The sequence below is a fragment of the Actinosynnema pretiosum genome, assembly GCF_002354875.1.
Lineage (GTDB): Bacteria > Actinomycetota > Actinomycetes > Mycobacteriales > Pseudonocardiaceae > Actinosynnema > Actinosynnema auranticum.
In genome coordinates this window covers 6,529,493-6,547,199 of sequence record NZ_CP023445.1, presented here as the reverse complement: position 1 = coordinate 6,547,199, position 17,707 = coordinate 6,529,493, and the positions used below count along the sequence as shown (strand labels likewise).

At 76.0% G+C, this 17,707-nt stretch carries 12 protein-coding genes; 6 read left to right on the top strand and 6 right to left on the bottom strand.

The features are described 5' to 3' along the window. Positions 1-71: 71 nt before the first annotated feature. The 3 genes from CNX65_RS27800 (at position 72) to CNX65_RS27790 (ending at position 6,420) form a co-directional block, all read left to right on the top strand. A complete protein-coding gene (locus CNX65_RS27800) occupies positions 72-2,933 on the top strand; it encodes a helix-turn-helix transcriptional regulator (protein ID WP_096496385.1) in 2,862 nt (953 codons plus the stop codon). Positions 2,934-3,151: 218 nt separating this feature from the next. Further along, a complete protein-coding gene (locus CNX65_RS27795; RefSeq protein WP_096496384.1) occupies positions 3,152-3,904 on the top strand; it encodes an ABC transporter ATP-binding protein in 753 nt (250 codons plus the stop codon). Further along, positions 3,904-6,420, top strand: a complete 2,517-nt coding sequence (locus CNX65_RS27790) for an ABC transporter permease (RefSeq protein ID WP_096496383.1) — start codon at positions 3,904-3,906, stop codon at positions 6,418-6,420. The genes CNX65_RS27795 and CNX65_RS27790 overlap by 1 nt, the downstream gene beginning before the upstream one ends. A gap of 337 nt (positions 6,421-6,757) precedes the next feature. On the opposite strand, the gene CNX65_RS27785 is transcribed toward CNX65_RS27790, so the two are convergent. The 3 genes from CNX65_RS27785 to CNX65_RS27775 all read right to left on the bottom strand — a co-directional run bounded on the left by CNX65_RS27785 (position 6,758) and on the right by CNX65_RS27775 (position 9,811). Further along, positions 6,758-7,789 (bottom strand): LacI family DNA-binding transcriptional regulator, encoded by a 1,032-nt coding sequence (locus CNX65_RS27785; RefSeq protein WP_096498035.1) that lies wholly within the window; start codon positions 7,787-7,789, stop codon positions 6,758-6,760. Positions 7,790-8,034: 245 nt separating this feature from the next. After that, entirely contained in the window at positions 8,035-9,189 is a 1,155-nt protein-coding gene (locus CNX65_RS27780; protein WP_096498034.1) for a GNAT family N-acetyltransferase, read from the bottom strand. A 226-nt stretch (positions 9,190-9,415) separates the two neighbouring features. After that, on the bottom strand, positions 9,416-9,811 hold the full coding sequence (locus tag CNX65_RS27775) for a hypothetical protein (protein WP_096496382.1): 396 nt from the start codon (positions 9,809-9,811) through the stop codon (positions 9,416-9,418). A gap of 467 nt (positions 9,812-10,278) precedes the next feature. On the opposite strand from CNX65_RS27775, the gene CNX65_RS27770 reads away from it, so the two are divergent. Next, positions 10,279-11,286, top strand: coding sequence for an AraC family transcriptional regulator (locus tag CNX65_RS27770; RefSeq protein ID WP_096496381.1), 1,008 nt, complete (start codon positions 10,279-10,281; stop codon positions 11,284-11,286). Here the strand turns inward: CNX65_RS27770 and CNX65_RS27765 are convergent. Genes CNX65_RS27765 through CNX65_RS27755 form a run of 3 tightly spaced genes read right to left on the bottom strand, consistent with a single transcriptional unit; the run spans position 11,277 to position 15,126 of the window. Then, positions 11,277-13,331 carry a 3-hydroxyacyl-CoA dehydrogenase NAD-binding domain-containing protein gene (locus tag CNX65_RS27765; RefSeq protein WP_096496380.1) on the bottom strand — a complete coding sequence of 685 codons (2,055 nt, stop codon included), beginning with the start codon at positions 13,329-13,331 and terminating at the stop codon, positions 11,277-11,279. The genes CNX65_RS27770 and CNX65_RS27765 overlap by 10 nt on opposite strands. Before the next feature lies 1 nt (position 13,332). Beyond that, positions 13,333-14,535 carry an acetyl-CoA C-acetyltransferase gene (locus CNX65_RS27760; protein ID WP_096496379.1) on the bottom strand — a complete coding sequence of 401 codons (1,203 nt, stop codon included), beginning with the start codon at positions 14,533-14,535 and terminating at the stop codon, positions 13,333-13,335. Positions 14,536-14,595: 60 nt separating this feature from the next. After that, positions 14,596-15,126 (bottom strand): GNAT family N-acetyltransferase, encoded by a 531-nt coding sequence (locus CNX65_RS27755; protein WP_232520036.1) that lies wholly within the window; start codon positions 15,124-15,126, stop codon positions 14,596-14,598. 108 nt (positions 15,127-15,234) lie between these two features. Here CNX65_RS27755 and CNX65_RS27750 point away from each other — a divergent pair, with 108 nt between their 5' ends. Both CNX65_RS27750 and CNX65_RS27745 read left to right on the top strand, forming a co-directional pair. Next, positions 15,235-16,380 (top strand): acyl-CoA dehydrogenase family protein, encoded by a 1,146-nt coding sequence (locus CNX65_RS27750; protein WP_096496377.1) that lies wholly within the window; start codon positions 15,235-15,237, stop codon positions 16,378-16,380. Next, positions 16,380-17,501 (top strand): CaiB/BaiF CoA transferase family protein, encoded by a 1,122-nt coding sequence (locus tag CNX65_RS27745; RefSeq protein WP_177154427.1) that lies wholly within the window; start codon positions 16,380-16,382, stop codon positions 17,499-17,501. Before CNX65_RS27750 ends, CNX65_RS27745 begins: the two co-directional genes overlap by 1 nt. The last annotated feature ends 206 nt before the right edge of the window (positions 17,502-17,707 follow it).

Below are 17,707 nucleotides of genomic sequence, written 5' to 3'. Positions count from 1 at the left end.
GCGCGCAACGGTGCGGCTGCTGGTTGATCAAGCTCACGTCGATGCCAAGCCAGGTGTGCGACCATGCAGCCGTGGCACGTCTCGGTTCCGGAATCCCCCTGGTGGCGCGCGTCCGGGAGCTCACGGGCCTGCGGACAGCGCTCCAGGACGCGGTGCTCGGCAGGCCGGGCGCGGTGCTCGTCTCGGGCGAGGCCGGGGTCGGCAAGTCGCGGCTGGTCGACGAGCTGGCCCGCTCGGCGGGCGACGCGCTGGTCCTCGGCGGGCACTGCCTGGACGTCGCCGAGACCGGGGTGCCCTACCTGCCGTTCACCGAGGTGGCCCGGCGGGTGCGCGCCGAGGGGCTGCTCGACCTCGGGGCCCGGCCCGCGCTGCGCTGGCTGCTGCCCGAGCTGAGCCCGGTCCCGGACCGGGGCGCGGTCGACCCGCACGGGGTGCGGCTGCCCGGCAGGCGCGGCGAGCAGGACACCGGGCAGCTGCGGCTGTTCGACGCCGTCCTCGCCCTGCTCACCGACCTCGCCGCGCGCGGACCCGTGCTGCTGGTGCTGGAGGACCTGCACCTCGCGGACGCCTCCACCCGCGCCCTCCTGGTGTTCCTGCTGTCCCGGCTGCGCGACCAGCGGCTGCTCGTGGTCACCACGCACCGCTCCGACGACCTGCGCCGGGACCACCCGCTGCGGCCCGTGCTCGCCGAGCTGGGACGCCTGCCGTCGGTGCGGCGGCTCGACCTCGCGCCGCTGAGCGCCATCGACACCCGCGGCCTCGTCGCCGCGCTGGACGCCGGGCTGTCCGACGAGCTGGTGCTGCGGGTCGCCGAGCGCGCCGAGGGCAACCCGTTCCTGGCCGAGGAGCTGGCCGCCGACCCGCACACCCCCAGCGAGCCGTCGCTGGCCCGCGCGTCCCTGCTCGGGCCGGGGGCCGCGCGCGTGGCGCGGGTCCTCGCCGTCTCCGGGCGCCCGATGCGGGCGGCCGACCTGGCGGCGTTCACCGACCACGTCGAGCTGGGGGGCGCGCTGCGCGAGGCCGTCCGGCACGGCGTGCTCGTCGAGCGGGGCGGGGCCTACCGGTTCCGGCACGCGCTCGCCCGCGAGGCGGTGCTCGCCGACCTGCTGCCCGGCGAGCGGGTGCGCCTGCACGCCGCGTTCGCCGAGCTGCTCGGGACCACCACCGGGCGCGGCGTCGCCGCCTCGGTGGCCCACCACGCGCTGGCCGCCGGGAACCCGGCGCTGGCGCTGGCGTCGTCCGTGCGCGCCGCGGCCGAGGCGGCGGCCTGCGGGGCGCCCGCCGAGGCGCTGCGGCACCGCGAGGTCGCGCTGCGGCTGTGGACCACCGCCGGGCGCACGCCGTCCGGGGTGACCGAGGCCGACCTGCTGCGCCAGGCGTCCTGGGCGGCGGGCGCCAGCGGGCTCCCGGAGCGCGCGGTGGCGCTGGCCCGCGCGGGCGCCGCGCTGGTCGACGGGACCGGGCCCGAGGCCGGGGCCGCGCTGTGGCTGCGGCTGGCCCGCGCCCTGGCCGCGCTGGACGACGCCGACGGCGAGCGCGAGGCCGCCGTCGAGCAGGCGTGGCTGCTGCTGCGGGACCGGCCCGCGTGCGCCGAGCGCGCCGAGGTCCTGGCAGGCTGGGCGACCGCGCTGCACGAGGGCGGCAAGCGGGCCGAGGCCGCCGAGCGGGCCGAGCAGGCCGTCGCCGACGGGCGGGCCTCCGGGGCCTGGGCCGCCGTCGCGGACGCGCTCACCACGCTGGCGGTGCTGGACGCCGAGGACGGGCGCGGGGAGTCGGCGCTGCGCAGGCACCTGGAGGCCGTGGAGCACGCGCGCGGCGGCGGCGCGGTCGGGGCCGAGCTGCGGGCCCGGCGGGCGCTGGGCCGGTTCCACCACGACACCGGGCAGCCGGGGCGCGCGGTGGAGGCGTTCGACGCCGGGGTGCGCCGGGCCGACGAGGCCGGGGTCGCGTGGAGCGCGCTGGGCGTGGAGCTGCGGGCCTGGCAGGTGCTCACCCGCTACCGCGCCGGTGACTGGGCCGGGGCCGCGGGCGCCGCCGGTGAGGCCGGGGCCTGGGGCTCGGAGCGGTTGGCCGCCGCGCGCGCCCAGCTCCTGGTGGGGCGCGGCGAGTTCGAGGCCGCCGAGCGGGAGCTGGCCGGGCTGCGCTGGTCCCGCGACCCGTGGACCGCCGAGGTCGCGGGCGCGGCCGACGTGGAGCTGCTGCTGTGGCGCGGTCAGCCCGACGCGGCGGTGGACCGGGCGGTCGAGGCCATCGGGGTCTGCGCCTGCCCGGCCGGGGTGCTCCGGCTGCTCGCGCTCGGCGTCGCCGCGTGGGCGGAGCTGGCCGGACGGGCGCGCAGGCGCCGGGACCGGGACGCCGAGGAGCGCGCGGTCGCCGAGGGGCGGGCGCTGGCCGGGCGCGCCAGGGCCGTCCGGGGCGGCGGCGCGGACGCGGCGGCCTGGCTGGCGCGCGTGGACGCCGAGGAGGACCGGCTCGACGGCGGGGTGGTCACCGGGCCGTGGCTGGTCGCCGCCGAGCTGCACGGGGACGTCCACGAGCAGGCGGTGTGCCGGTGGCGCGCGGCCGAGACCGCCCTGGCGCGCGGGCAGCGGGAGCAGGCCGCGACCCTGCTCAAGGCCGCCGACACCGCGGCCGAGCTGCTCGGGGCGCGCCCGCTGCGCGACGCGGTGCGGCAGAGCGCCCGGCGCGGCCGGGTCGTGCTGCGCGGCGAGGTGCCCGGCGGCCAGGTGGACCCGTTCACCCCGCGCGAGCGCTCGGTGCTGGCGCTGGTGGCGCTCGGGCGCACCAACCGCGAGGTCGGCGAGGAGCTGGTGATCAGCGAGAAGACGGTGAGCGTGCACCTCACCCGCATCATGGCCAAGCTCGGCGCGGGCAGGCGCGGCGAGGCGGTCGCGATCGCGTTCGAGCGGGGGCTGCTGGACGTCACCGGGTAGCCGGTGCCACCGGGGGATGAGCCCGGCCGTCCCCCGGTCATCCCGCAGGGGGACCGCCCTCCCCACCGGGGGTCTGATCGCGCACCCGCCGCCGAGGCGACGCCCGCGCACACCGCCCGGCCCTAGCGTTCTCCCCGTCAGCCAGAAGCGCGGCGGACGCACGGGAACGCGGTGAGCGGACCCGGCCCGCAGGCGCCCCGACCCCAGGGAGCACAACCATGTCCGCAGTCGTGTCCGACGTCGGAACCCGGACCGCCGTGGAGGCGACCGGCCTGGTCAAGGTGTACGGCAAGGGCGACACCGCGGTGCACGCGCTGGCCGGGGTCACCGTCGCCTTCGAGGCGGGCCGGTTCACCGCGATCATGGGCCCCTCGGGTTCGGGCAAGTCCACCCTCATGCACTGCCTGGCGGGCCTGGACGACGTGGACGGCGGCCAGGTGCGCGTCGGCGGCGCCGAGATCACCGGCCTGGGCGACAAGGACCTCACCAAGCTCCGCCGCGACCGGGTCGGGTTCGTCTTCCAGTCGTTCAACCTCCTGCCGACGCTCACCGCGGAGCAGAACATCCTGCTCGGCCTGGAGCTCGCGGGCCGCAAGCCCGACCGGGAGTGGTTCGACACCATCGTCGAGGTGCTCGGCCTGCGCGACCGCCTCAAGCACAAGCCGACCGAGCTGTCCGGCGGCCAGCAGCAGCGCGTGGCCTGCGCCCGCGCCCTGGTCGCCCGGCCCGACGTGGTGTTCGCCGACGAGCCCACCGGCAACCTGGACTCGCGCTCCGGCGCCGAGGTCCTGGACTTCCTGCGCATGTCGGTCCGCAAGCTCGGCCAGACCGTGATCATGGTGACGCACGACCCGGTCGCCGCCTCCTACGCGGACCGCGTCGTGCTGCTGGCCGACGGCCACCTCGCGGGCGACATCACCGCCCCCACCGCCGACAGCGTCCTCGCCGCCCTGAAGAACCTGGGGGCCTGATGCTGCGCACGATCATCGCGGGGCTACGGGCCCGCACCGCGCGGCTCGTGCTCTCCTCGATCGCGATCGCGCTGGGCGTCGCCTTCGTCACCGGCACCCTCGTGCTCGGCGACGCCATCGACGCAGGCAGCCGCGAGGAGTACGCCAAGAGCTCCCGCAACGTCGCGGTGTCCGCCCAGGTCAACGGGGACGCCTCCGAGCTGAGCAGCATCCCGGAGTCCGCGCTGGCCGAGGTCAGGGCCGTGCCCGGCGTCAGCGGCGCGGACAGCCGCTCCACGGTCTGGGCCGCCCTCGTGGACAGCAAGGGCAAGGCCCGCGAGGCCCGCGTGCAGTCCCTGGCCACCACCCCCGAGCTGCGCGAGTTCGACCTCGTCGACGGCCGCTTCCCGCAGTCCGCGAACGAGATCGCGCTCGACGAGCGCGGCGTCAAGTCCACCGGCCTGACCATCGGCAGCACCACCACGCTGATGAGCCAGGAGCACGGCGACCACCGGCTCACCGTCGTGGGCGCCTACCGGCAGTCCAGCAACCCGATGTCCCTCGGCTACGGCGAGCAGGGCGTCGTCACGCCCGAGCTGATGGCGAGGCTCGGCGACGAGCCGGTCGTCACCGAGGTCGTCGCGCTCGCCGCGCCCGGCAGCGACCACGCCCAGCTGCGCGACGCCGTCGCCGCCGCGCTCGGCGGCGAGTACCGGGTGCGCACCGGCGCCCAGGCCGAGGCCGACACCATGGAGCAGCTGGCGAAGCAGGGCGTCAACTTCACCCTGCCGCTGCTGGTGTTCGCGGCCATCTCGCTGGTCGTGGCCTCCATGGTCATCTACAACACGTTCACCATCCTGGTCGCCCAGCGCACCAAGGAGCTGGCGCTGCTGCGCTGCGTCGGGGCCAACCGCTCGCAGGTGTTCCGCAGCGTGCTCGCCGAGGCGCTGGTGATGGGCCTGGTGGCCTCGGTGCTCGGCCTCGGCGCGGGCATCGGCGTCGCGGCCCTGCTCCAGCGGGGCATCGGGGCGCTCGGCGCGGGCAGCGCGGCGGGCGTGCAGACGCCGATCACCTGGACCACCGCGCTCGCCGCGTTCGCGGTCGGCGTGCTGGTCACCGTGCTCGCCGCCGTCCTGCCCGCCCGCAAGGCCACCCGCGTCGCGCCGATCGCCGCGCTGCGCAACCAGATCGACAGCGGCGACGACGTGCGCCGCGCGGGCAAGCTCCGCATCGCCTCCGCCGTGCTGCTCGTCCTGGCCGGGGCGGGCGCCCTGGTCGTCGGGCAGCGCGCCGAGCAGCTGGAGATGTCCATGTTCGCCAGCGCGGCGGGCGCGATGCTGCTGCTGGCCGCCGTGCTGCTGCTCGGGCCGCTGCTGGTCGGGCCGGTCAACAGGCTGCTCGGGATCGTGCCCGGCCTGCTGTTCGGGGTGCCCGCGAAGCTCGCCGTCGGCAACGCCGAGCGCAACCCGCGCCGCACCGCCGCCACCACCGCCGCGCTCATCGTCGGCGTGTCCATCGTGGTCTCGGTGACCGTCGTCGGCGGGTCCGTCCGGGAGACCGCGACCCAGCGGCTCGACGAGCAGTACCCGGCCGACTTCACCGTCAACTCCTCGGTCTACGGCAGGCAGCTGCCCGTCGAGCTGGCCGACCGGCTCGGCGCCGTGCCGCAGGTCGCGCAGGCCGAGCCCACCTCCGAGGTGTACGCCGAGAACGGGTACTTCCTCGGCGTGCGGCGCAGCGCGCTCGGCAGCGTCGTGCTGCCCGAGGTGGTCGAGGGGTCCCTGGACGCGCTCGGGGACGGCAAGCTCGCCGTCACCGACGAGTACGCGAAGTCCGCGGGCATCACGGTCGGCGACCGGGTGAAGGTCGGGGACGTGGAGAAGCGCGACAAGGCCGAGCTGGAGGTCGTCGCCGTCGTCACCGGGCGGCAGATCGGCTACGGCCTGACCACCCTGGGCACCGCCGAGTCGGTCAACTCCGCGCGGCCCGGCCACAGCAACGTCATGGTCAAGCTCAAGGAGGGCGTGGGCGCCGCCGACGGGCGGGCCGCGCTGGAGAAGGTCACCGACACCTCGCCGCTGGCCGTGATCAGCTCGGCCGCCGAGACCAGGGACCTGATCAACAGCCAGGTCGACCAGATGCTCGGGTTCGTGTGGGCGCTGATCGGGCTGGCCGTGCTGATCGCGCTGTTCGGCATCGCGAACACGCTCGCGCTGTCCGTGCTGGAGCGCACCAGGGAGACCGCGCTGCTCCGGGCGCTCGGGCTCACCAAGGGGCAGCTGCGGCTGATGCTGGTGGTCGAGTCGGTGCTGATGGCGCTGATGGGGGCCACGATCGGGCTGGTGCTCGGCATCGGCGTCGGCTGGGCGCTGACCAGCTCGTTCGGCGGCGGCGGCATCGAGATCGCGCTGGACGTCCCGGTGGGGCAGATCGCCGTGATGCTGGTGGCGGCGGTGGTGGCCGCGGTGATCGCCGCCGCGATGCCCGCCCGGCGGGCGGCGCGCACCTCGATCGTCTCGGGGATGGCGGAGGTGTAGGCCGCCGGAGCAGGCCGCTGAGCTCGGCGCGGTGCGGGGGCTCGGGGGCCCGCGCACCGCGCCGGGGCAAGGGGAGAACGGGGCGGGGCCGGACCTTCGGGTGCGGCCCCGCCCCGTTCTTCGAAGATTTTTTGTCCCGGCGCGTCCCGTTCCGGGCGGTGTGCCCTCAGAACGGGTGCGGGTCGGCCCGAGCGAGGGCCGGGCCGACCCGCCCAGCGCCCGAACAGGGCGCTGGGCGCCTTTGCGCGGGCCGCAGGGCCCGGTGCCCGAACGCCGCGGCGCACGGCGCCGAGGCGCGCGACATCCCGTCCCCGGCCGGACTCGCGTCCGCCACGCCCTAAGCCGACTCGCGCCGCACCAGCTCGGTCGGGAGCACCTGGCGCTTGGCGCGGACCTGCTCGCCGCTGAGCAGCCGCAGCAGGTGCGCCACCATGTGCGACACCTGGTTCCCGGTGTCCTGGCGGACCGTCGTCAGCGCGGGGGTGGTGTGCGGCGCTATCGACGGGTGGTCGTCGAAGCCCACCACCGCCACGTCCTCCGGCACCCGCCTGCCCGCCTCGCGCAGGGCGTCCAGCGCGCCCGCCGCCATCAAGTCGCTCGCCACGAACACCGCGTCCAGGTCCGGCGCCCGCCCCAGCAGGGCCGCCATGGCGCGCTTGCCGCCCTCGCGGGAGAAACCGCCGTCCTCGGTGAGCAGCGCGGTCCGCTCGTCGTCCGCGCCCAGCGCGCGCCGCCACCCGGCCAGCCGGTCCGCGGCGGCCAGCTCGTCCAGCGGGCCGGTGACCGAGGCGATCACCTCGCGCCCCAACGACATCAGGTGCCTGGTCGCCAGCTCACCGCCGCCGGTGTTGTCGTGGTCGACCGAGTTCAGCCCGCGCAGCGAGCCCCACGGCCTGCCCGCGTACACCACGGGCAGCGGCAGCTTGCGGGCCAGCGCGAGCAGCCGGTCGCCCTTGTGCGGGGCGAACACCAGCGCGCCGTCCACGTGGCCGCCCTGCAGGAAGCGCTGCGCCCGGTCCTGGTCCTGCGGCGAGTGCGCGAGCATCAGGACCATCTGCACGTCCGCGTCGGCCAGCGCGCGGGCGGCGGCCCTGGTGAGCCAGGCGAAGTGCGGGTCGTCGAAGATCTTGGGCTCGGGCTCGGAGAACACCACCGCGACCGCGCCGCTGCGCCGCGTCACGAGCGCCCGCGCGGCCTGGTTGGGCTGGTAGCCGAGGTCCCGCGCCGCCGCCGTCACCGCCTCCTGCGCCTCGGGGCTCACCCTCGGGGACGCGTTGAGCACCCGCGACGCGGTCGCACGGGAGACACCCGCTCGTGCTGCCACGTCCTCCAACGTGGGGCGGGCGTTCACGTGCGACTGGACGGACACCGGCACCACTCCCGGACGCTGTTCGGCGAAAGCGTCAGCTTAGCCGGACAACACCCGCCCGGGAGCGCTCCCGGGCAACGCCGGACGGGTGGTGGCGCACCCCCGAACCCGCGTCGCGGGCGGTCGGGCGGAACCGGCGGGCCGTCGCGACCCCGAGCCGCGCCCGGCGGCGCGGGGCCACCGGCCCGTCCGCGCCCCGCCGGACCGACGCCGGTCCCGCCCGCCCTCCGCCGCGTCCCCGACCGTCACGCCGTCCCGGTGCGCCGCACCGCCTCCGCCGCGACCCGCCCCGGCAGCGCGCCGCGCTCACCGCCCACCGCGAACCCCTCGGCGTCCCCGCGCACCTCGGCGTCCCCGCGCACCTCGGCGTCCCCGCGCACCTCGGCGTCCCCGCGCACCGCGATGGACACCCGCAGCGCCCCGTCCTCGCGCCGCGCCGAGCACACCAGCCCGGCCCGCTCCGCCGCGCGCCGCAGCCCGGTCTCCTCCGGCAGGCACCACGCCACCAGCTCCCGGCGCCCGTCCGCGCGCGCCGCCCGCGCCAGCTGCGCCAGCAGCGCCGCCCCGATCCCGCGCCGCTGCCACTCGTCCTCCACCAGCACCGACACCTCGGCCACCTCGGGCTCGGAGGTGCGGATCAGCTGGCCGATCGCCACCACCCGGTCCGCGCACTGCGCCACCAGCGCCGTCCCCCTCGGCGGGGCCAGCAGCCGGTGCAGCCAGCGGCGCGGCAGGGCGCTCACGCCCGCGTGGTAGCGGGCGAACAGCGACCGCTTCGAGCACCGCCCGTGCAGCGCGGCCACCGCCGCCTCGTCCGAGGGCAGCCCGGTCCGGATCACCACGGCCATCCCGTCGCCGGTCACCGTCCCGGTCGGCGCGCTCGCCCCGGTCGCGCCCACCAGCTCCGCCAGCGCCCGCGCCCTGGTCAGCTCCACCTCGGTGAACGGCGTCCACGCGCGCCGGGCGACCACGGTCACCCCGTCCGAGGACAGCAGGTGCGCGGTGTTCCCGTCCTGCTCCGGAGGCTTGGGCAGCGCCCGCACCCAGTCCGCGCCCAGCACCGACCGCAGCGCCTCGGCCAGCGCGGCCGGGTCGGTCAGCGCGGCGGAGGCGGCGCGCAGCGCGGCGGCGGGCGCGTCGACCAGGTCGCGCACGTCGGCGCGGGTGATCCCGACCGCGCGGGCCCCCTCGGCGCGGATCTCCTCGACCAGGTCGGCGGGCAGCACGCCCGGCCCGGTGGTCACCACCAGCTCGTCCACCACGCCGCCGGGCACCGGGATCGCCGACAGGGCCAGCACGTTGCAGTCGCGCGCGGCGAGCCTGATGCTCACCCTGGCCAGGGCTCCGGGGCTGTCGGGCAGCTCGAACCGCAGCCGCCAGGTCTTCGGTGTCGGGTCCATCGCCACAGGGTGGCGCGGCCACGTTGCGGCCGGGGGACGGTGGCGTTTCCGCCTGCGACCACCGACCCCTGAACCTCCCGCCCCGCTGGTCCACACCCGCCGCGACGTCCGGCGGTGGTCCGCTCCCCGCGAGCCCGGTCCGCCCCGCGCGCGGGTTCACACCCCTCGCCCGCCGGGCCCGCCGCGTTCACACTCACCGCGACCGCCCGTCACCGGGCCGGTCGGGTCAGTCCTTGCAGTGGTCCGGCGGGAACAGGTTCAGCGGCCCGCACTCCCACCCCTTGGTGGTCGTCGTGGTGGTCGGCGCGGGCTCCGCGGCCTTGGTCGGCTCCTCCGCCTTGGGCGGTTCCTCGACCTGCGGCGGCGCCTGCTCGCGGGTCGTCGTGGTCGTCCTCGTCGTCGTGGTGGTGGTCGTGCTGGTCGCCATCGGCGACGAGGGCGCGGAGCTGCTGCTCGGCGGCGCCTCGGAAGAGCTGGGCGCGCTCGACGACACCCCCGTCGACCAGGTCGGGGACGGGATGCCGCCCTCGGTCTCGTCCCCGCTGACGTACACGCCGATGAGGACGCCCGCCAGCGCCGAAGTGGCCAGCGCCAGGCCGCCCGCAGCCCACACCACCCGCACCCGCAGCCTCCTCGGAAGATCCCGCCCGGACGCCCCGCGCGGGGGTGGGCGGGGCTGACAGTACCGCTCGGCGCGGGGTGATCCGCACCCCTGTCTCCGCGCCCGGCCCCACCGCTTGGGCCATCGGCGCGCACCCCGCTGCGCCTGACGGTCGCGGACCGTTCAGGCACTCCGATCGGCCGTTCGGGGGGAGCCGCTGGTGCGTCACGCAAAAGCAACGCGCCGGTAACGGAACGTGCACGGTTGCCGCCGGTCGCCGTATTGACGCCACTGGTCTAGACCAACTATCGTTTTGTGGCGGGAACCACACCAACGTCCCTCGTGGGTGGGCGGGCGGATGCCCCACCGACGAGGCGCTGAGGACCCCACGACGGGTCCGGGCAACCGGGGTGGCGACGCGGGACCTTCTCTCCCCGACCCCGCGTCGCCGCTCCCCGGCCCCCGCCCGTGCGCCACACTCGGAGCCGATGCTCACCAGGACCGTCGCCATCCACTACGTCACCGCGGCCCTGCGCGGCGCGCGCCGCGCGGGCAGACCCGTCGACCCCCTCCTCGGCGCCGCGGGCATCGGCCCCGCCCTGCTCGCCGACACCCGCGCCCGCGTCACCCCCGAGCAGTACACCCGCCTGATCCAGGCCCTCTGGGACGACCTGGACGACGAGTTCATGGGCCTGGCCCCGCGCCGCAGCAAGCGCGGCACGTTCGCCACCATGTGCCTGCTCGCCGTGCACTGCCCGTCGCTGGAGTCCGCGCTGCGCAGGGGGATGGCGTTCTACGACCTGTTCGACGTCGAGCCCGCGCCCGCCCTGCGCGCCGACCCGACCGCCCCCACCGCCAGCCTCGAACTGGACACCGGGGCGCTCGACGACCCCGACCGCTTCCTGGTCGAGTCGCTCCTGGTGCTGTGGCACCGCTTCTCGTCCTGGCTGATCGGCCGCCGCATCCCGCTGCGCTCGGTCCGGCTCGCCCACCCGGAACCGCCGCACGCCGCCGAGTACCACCTGATCTTCGGCTGCCCGCTGCGGTTCGACGCGGGCGTCACCGCGCTGGAGTTCGACACCCGCTTCCTGCGGATGCCGGTCGCCCAGGACGAGGCCGCGCTGCGCCGGTTCCTGCGCAACTCGCCCGCCGAGCTGCTCTCCCGCCGCGACCACGGCGCCGCCACCTCCGGCCAGGTCCGCCGCGAGCTGGGCTCCGGCGCGCCCGGACTGCCGGAGGTGGCGGCCAGGCTCGGGGTGAGCGCCGCGACGCTGCGCCGCAGGCTCACCGCCGAGGGCACCACGTTCCGCGAGGTCCGCGAGCAGCTGCTGCGCGACCAGGCGGTGGCGAGCCTGGTGCGCGGCGGCGAGTCGGTGGAGGAGCTGGCGCTGCGCCTGGGCTTCTCCGAGGCCAGCGCCTTCCACCGGGCGTTCAAGCGCTGGACGGGCAGCAGCCCCGGCGCGTACCGCACCGGGGCCGCCCCGCGCTACCGGTAGTCCTCGCCCGACTTGGCCCGCTCGCGCAGCGACGACGGCGGCCGGAACCGCTCGCCGTAGGTGTCCGCGAGGTAGTCGGCCCGCTCCACGAACGCCGCCAGCCCGTAGGCGTTGGCGAACTGGAGCGTCCCGCCGCTCCACGGCGCGAACCCGAACCCGAAGACGCTGCCCACGTTCGCGTCGCGCACCGAGGTGAGCACCCCCTCGTCCAGGCAGCGCACCGTCTCCAGGGTCTGGACGAACAGCAGCCGGTCCTCGACGTCCCGCTCGGTGACCCCGGCGTCCGCGCGCCCGTACCGGGCCAGCCCCGGCCACAGGAACTTCCGCCCGCCCTCGGGGTACTCGTAGAACCCGGCCCCGCCGGACTTGCCGGTCCGCCCCTCGGCGACCAGCTCCTCCACCACCCGCACGCCCGCGCCGCCCGCGCCGCCCGCGCCGTCGGCCACGGCCTGGTCGCGGATGCGCAGCTGGAGCGTCAGCGTCACCTCGTCGGACACCGCGAGCGGCCCCACGGCCATCCCGGCGCGCTTGGCGACGTTCTCCACCAGCGCGGGCGCCACGCCCTCGCCGACCATCGCGATGGCCTCGGTGACGTACGCGCCGAACGTGCGCGAGGTGTAGAAGCCCCGGCTGTCGTTGACCACGATCGGCGTCTTGCCGATCCTCAGCACGTAGTCGAACGCGCGGGCCAGGGTCTCGTCCGAGGTCCGCTCGCCCCGGATGATCTCCACCAGCCGCATTCTCGGCACCGGCGAGAAGAAGTGCAGCCCGATGAACCGCTCCGGGTCCGCCACCGCCCCGGCGAGCCCGGTGATCGGCAGCGTCGAGGTGTTGGACGCGATCACCGCGCCGTCCAGCGCGGCGGACCCGGCGTCCGCGAGGACCCGGTTCTTCAGCTCCCGGTCCTCGAACACGGCCTCGATCACCAGGTCGCACCCGGCTAGGTCGGCGTCCGAGTCGGTGGGCGTGATGCCGGGGGTCTCACCGGCGCCGCGCCGCGCGGCCTCCAGCGTCACGTCCTTGAGCACCACCGGGATGCCCGCCCTCGCGGTCACCTCGGCGATGCCCGCGCCCATCATGCCCGCGCCGAGCACGCCCACCTTCGCCACGGAGGTCCGCTCCACACCGGACGGTCGCGACCCGCCCGCGCCGATCTCGTTCAGCTGGAACCAGAACGTGCCGATCATGTTCTTGGCGACCTGCCCGGACACCAGCTCCAGGAAGTACCGGTCCTCCACCACGAGCGCGGTGTCGAAGTCGACCAGCGCGCCCTCCACGGCCGCCGCCAGGATCTTCTCCGGCGCGGGGAACGCGCCCCTGGTCCTCTTGTGCAGCACGGCGGGGGCCGCCGCGAGCACCCCGTACGACTGCGGGTCGAACGGCCGGAAGCCGGGGACGGTGTGCCCCTTGCGGTCCCACGGCCGCACCGGCTCCGGGTTGGCCGCGATCCACGCCCGCGCCTTGGCGATCAGCTCCTCCTTCGAGGACGCCAGCTCGTCGACGAAGCCGGCCTCCAGCGCGCGCTTCGGGCGGAGCTGCTTGCCCTCCACCAGCAGCGGCAGCGCGGCCTGGAGCCCGAGCATCCGCACCATCCTGGTGACCCCGCCGCCGCCTGGCAGCAGCCCCAGCGTCACCTCGGGCAGCCCCAGCCTGATCCGGTCGTCGTCCAGCACCACCCGGTGGTGGCAGGCCAGCGCGATCTCCAGCCCGCCGCCCAGCGCCGCGCCCGCGATCGCCGCCACCACGGGCCTGCCGAGCTTCTCCAGCCTGCGCAGCTGGGCCTTCACGTCCGACACGCCCGCCAGCACCTCGGCGGAGTTCTCCCGCGTCACCGACACCAGCAGGTTCAGGTCCCCGCCCGCGAAGAACGTCTTCTTCGCCGAGGTCAGCACCACCCCGGTGATCTCGTCGCGCTCGGCCTCCAGCCGGTCGACGGCCGCGCCCATCGCCTCCTGGTACTCGGCGTTCATCACGTTCGCCGAGCCCGACATGTCCATGGTCAGCGTGACGACGCCCTCGGCGTCCCGCTCGTAGCGGATGGCCATCTCAGACCCTCTCGATGATCGTCGCGATGCCCATGCCGCCGCCCACGCACAGCGTCGCCAGCCCCCGCCGCAGGTCCCGGCGCTCCAGCTCGTCCAGCAGCGTGCCCAGGATCATCGCCCCGGTCGCGCCCAGCGGGTGCCCGAGCGCGATCGCGCCGCCGTTGACGTTGACCTTCTCGTCCGGCACGCCCAGCTCCCGCTGGAACCGCAGCACCACCGACGAGAACGCCTCGTTGACCTCGAACAGGTCGATGTCCTCCACGGTCAGCCCGGCCCTGTCCAGCGCCTTGCGCGCGGCCGGGGCCGGACCGGTCAGCATGATCGTCGGCTCGGTGCCCACCACGGACGCCGCCAGCACCCGCGCCCTCGGCGTGAGCCCCAGCTCCCGGCCGACCCGCTCGCTGCCCAGCAGCACCGCCGCCGCCCCGTCCACGATCTGCGAGGAGTTGCCCGGCGTGTGCACGTGCGAGATCCGCTCGACCTGCGGGTACCGGTCGATCGCCACCAGGTCGTAGCCCAGGTCGCCGTGGAACTGGAAGCTCGGCTTCAGCCCCGCGAGGCCCTCCAGTGAGGTCTCCGGCCGGATCGCCTCGTCGTGGTCCAGCACCACCGTGCCGTTGCGGTCCACCACCGGCACCAGCGACCGCTCGAACCAGCCCTTGTCGCGGGCCAGCACCGCCCGCTGGTGCGAGCGCACCGCGAACGCGTCCACGTCCTCCCGGCTGAACCCCTCCAGGGTCGCGATCAGGTCCGCGCTCACCCCCTGCGGCACGAACCGGGTCGCCGCGCTGGTCTCCGGGTCGGCCATCCACGCGCCGCCGTCCGAGCCCATCGGCACCCGCGACATCGACTCGACGCCGCCCGCCACCACCAGGTCCTCGAACCCGGACGCCACCTTCGCCGCCGCCAGGTTCACCGCCTCCAGCCCGGAGGCGCAGAACCGGTTGAGCTGCACACCCGCGGGCCGCACGTCCCAGCCCGCCGCCAGCACCGCCGTGCGGGCGATGTCCCCGCCCTGCTCGCCGACCGGCGACACCACGCCCAGCAGGACGTCGTCCACCGCCGAGGTGTCCAGGTCGTTGCGGGCCGCCAGCGCCGACAGCACCCCGGACACCAGGGAGATCGGCTTCACGCTGTGCAGCGACCCCCGCTTCCCCCTGCCGCGCGGTGTGCGCACCGCGTCGAAGATCAAGGCATCGGTCATGCGACCACCGTAGGCAGCGCGCGGCGCGCGGCCCATGACCGTTCGGGGTGACTTATCAGCTCACCGCTCGGCGCGGTCCGCCGCTGCGGAGGACACCGCCGCCGGGGACGGCGCGCCCGCCCGCTCGGGGACCCCGCCGGGCCCGCGCTCCAGGTGCTCGCCCTCGCCGGTGAACCCCGCCCGCAGGTACAGCCTGCGCGCCACCTCGTTGCCGGGGGACACCCGCAGCCGCACCACCGGCCACCCGTGCTCGCCCGCCCACGCCAGCACGTCGCCCACCAGCGCCGCGCCCACCCCGCGCCCGCGCGCCTCGGGCCGCACCCACAGGGAGAACAGGTACAGCACCCCGCTGTCCTCCCAGTGCGGGATCGCGGCCACCAGCCCCACCGAGCCCTCCGCGCCCGCCCCGGCGTCCCGCGCGACGACCCGCACGCCCTGCTCGGGCAGCAGCGAGGTCCGCCAGTCCTGCTCGGTGTGCCCGCGCTCCCGCTCCAGCACCGGCCCGAACGCGACCGGGTCGCTGGCCAGCGCGGTCAGCCGGATGTCGCGCCAGGTCCGCCACGAGCCGGGGGTGAGCCTGATCAGTTCCACCTGGGCAGTCTCGCGCACCCCCTTGACAATTGCGCTCACCTAACCGGGCGGCTCGTGGTGCCGGGCGGTCATGGCGGGGCGGGACGCGCGGTGGCAGCGTCCCGGGTCATGACCGCGCGCCGATCACCGTGGATGACCGAGGACCTCGACCAGCTGCGCTCGCTCGCCAGGACGTTCTTCGCCAAGGAGGCCGTGCCGCACCAGGAGCGGTGGGCGGAGCAGAAGCAGGTCGACCGCGACTTCTGGCTCAAGGCTGGGGAGCTGGGGCTGCTGTGCCTGTCGGTGCCCGAGGAGTACGGCGGTGGCGGCGGCACGTTCGCCCACGAGGCCGTGCTGCTGGAGGAGCAGGCGCGGTCCGGCGACAGCGCGTGGGGCGGCAGCGTCCACAACGGGATCGTCGCCCACTACCTGCTCGCCTACGGCACCGAGGAGCAGAAGCGCGAGTGGCTGCCCAAGCTCGCCAGCGGCGAGCACGTGGGCGCGATCGCGATGTCCGAGCCGGGGGCCGGGTCGGACCTGCAGGGCATCACCACGCGGGCGCGGCGCGACGGCGACGGGTACGTGCTGTCCGGCTCGAAGACGTTCATCTCCAACGGCGCTCAGGCCGACCTGGTGATCGTGGCCGCCAAGACCGACCCGGAGAGGGGCGCGGCCGGGATCTCGCTGCTGGTGGTGGAGACCGCGCGGGCCGAGGGCTTCCGGCGCGGGCGGGTGCTCGACAAGCTCGGGCTCAAGGGGCAGGACACCTCGGAGCTGTTCTTCGACGACGTCCGGCTGCCCGCCTCCGCGCTGCTCGGCGGCGAGGGGCAGGGGTTCGTGCAGCTGATGCAGCAGCTGCCGCAGGAGCGGCTGGTGATCGCGGTGTCGTCGGTGGCGGGCATCGAGGCGGCGCTGGAGCTGACCCTGGACTACGTGAAGCAGCGGTCCGCGTTCGGGCGGGAGCTGATCAAGTTCCAGAACACCCGGTTCACCCTCGCCGAGTGCGCGACCGAGGCCCGCGTGTCGCGCGCGTTCGTCGACGAGTGCGTGGGGCTGCACCTGCGCGGGGAGCTGGACGTGCCCACGGCGGCCATGGCCAAGTGGTGGTCGACCGAGCGGCTGTGCCGGGTCGTGGACGAGTGCGTGCAGCTCTTCGGCGGGTACGGGTACATGACCGAGTACCCGATCGCGCGCGCGTGGGCGGACGCGCGCGTGCAGAAGATCTACGGCGGCACCAACGAGATCATGAAGGAAATCATCGCGAGGAGCCTGTGATGGCCGGTCCGCTGGCGGGCCTGCGCGTGGTGGAGCTGGCCGGCCTCGCGCCCGCCCCGTTCGGGTGCATGGTGCTGGCCGACCTCGGGGCCGACGTGGTGCGCGTGGACCGGATCGGCGCGGTGGGCGTCCCCGGCGACCTGCTGGGGCGCGGCAGGCGCTCGGTGGCCGTCGACCTGCGCTCGCCGGAGGGCGCCGCGCTGGTGCTGGACCTGGTGGAGCGGGCCGACGTGCTCGTCGAGGGCTACCGCCCAGGCGTGACCGAGCGCATGGGCCTTGGCCCCGCCCAGTGCCTGGCCCGCAACCCGCGCCTGGTCTACGGCCGGATGACCGGCTGGGGGCAGACCGGCCCGCTGGCCGAGCGCGCCGGGCACGACATCGACTACATCGCGGTCGCGGGGGCCCTGTCCCCGATCGGCCGCGCGGGCCAGCCGCCGACCGTGCCGCTGAACCTGGTCGGCGACTTCGGCGGGGGAGGGCTGCTGCTGGCCGTGGGCGTGCTGGCGGCGCTGCACGAGCGGGACCGGTCGGGCCGCGGGCAGGTCGTGGACGCGGCCATGGTGGACGGGGCGGCGCTGCTGACGACGTTCCTGCACGGGATGCGGCGCGGCGGCGGGTGGCGGGGGGAGCGGGGGGAGAACCTGCTGGACGGGGGAGCGCCGTTCTACGACGTGTACGAGACCGCGGACGGGCGGTACGTGGGCGTGGGGGCGCTGGAGGAGAAGTTCTACGCGGAACTGGTGGACCTCCTGGGGTTGGTCGACCCGCCGCCCCGCGAGGACCCGGCGGCGTGGCCGGAGCTGCGGGCGCGCATCGCGGAGGCGGTGCGGGGCCGCACCCGCGACGAGTGGGCGGCCCTGGCCCAGGGCCGCGACGCCTGCCTCGCCCCGGTCCTGGACCCCGGCGAGGCCCCGACCCACCCGCACAACACCGCGCGGGCCACGTTCGTCGAGGTGGACGGCGTCCCCCAACCGGCCCCGGCCCCCCGCTTCGACCGCACCCCGACGGCGGTGCCGGGGAGCGTGCCGGGGGTGGGGGAGCACACGGACGAGGTGCTGGCGGAACTGGGACTCGCCCCGGACCGCGTCACCGCGCTGCGCACGGCGGGCGTGATCGGCTGACGCCCGGCGGGTGGGCCGCTCCTCCCCGGAGCGGCCCACCACCCGGTCCCGCCCTGCTGCCAGGTTCCGCCCCCCGTCACCCTGCTCCGCCGCCCCGCCACTCGGCTCCGCCGCCCGCTACCAGGCTCCGCCGCCCCACTGCCCACGCCGACCCCGACCTACCGCCGCCGGGGCCTGGACCGCAGTTCACCTGGCCCGAGCCCGCC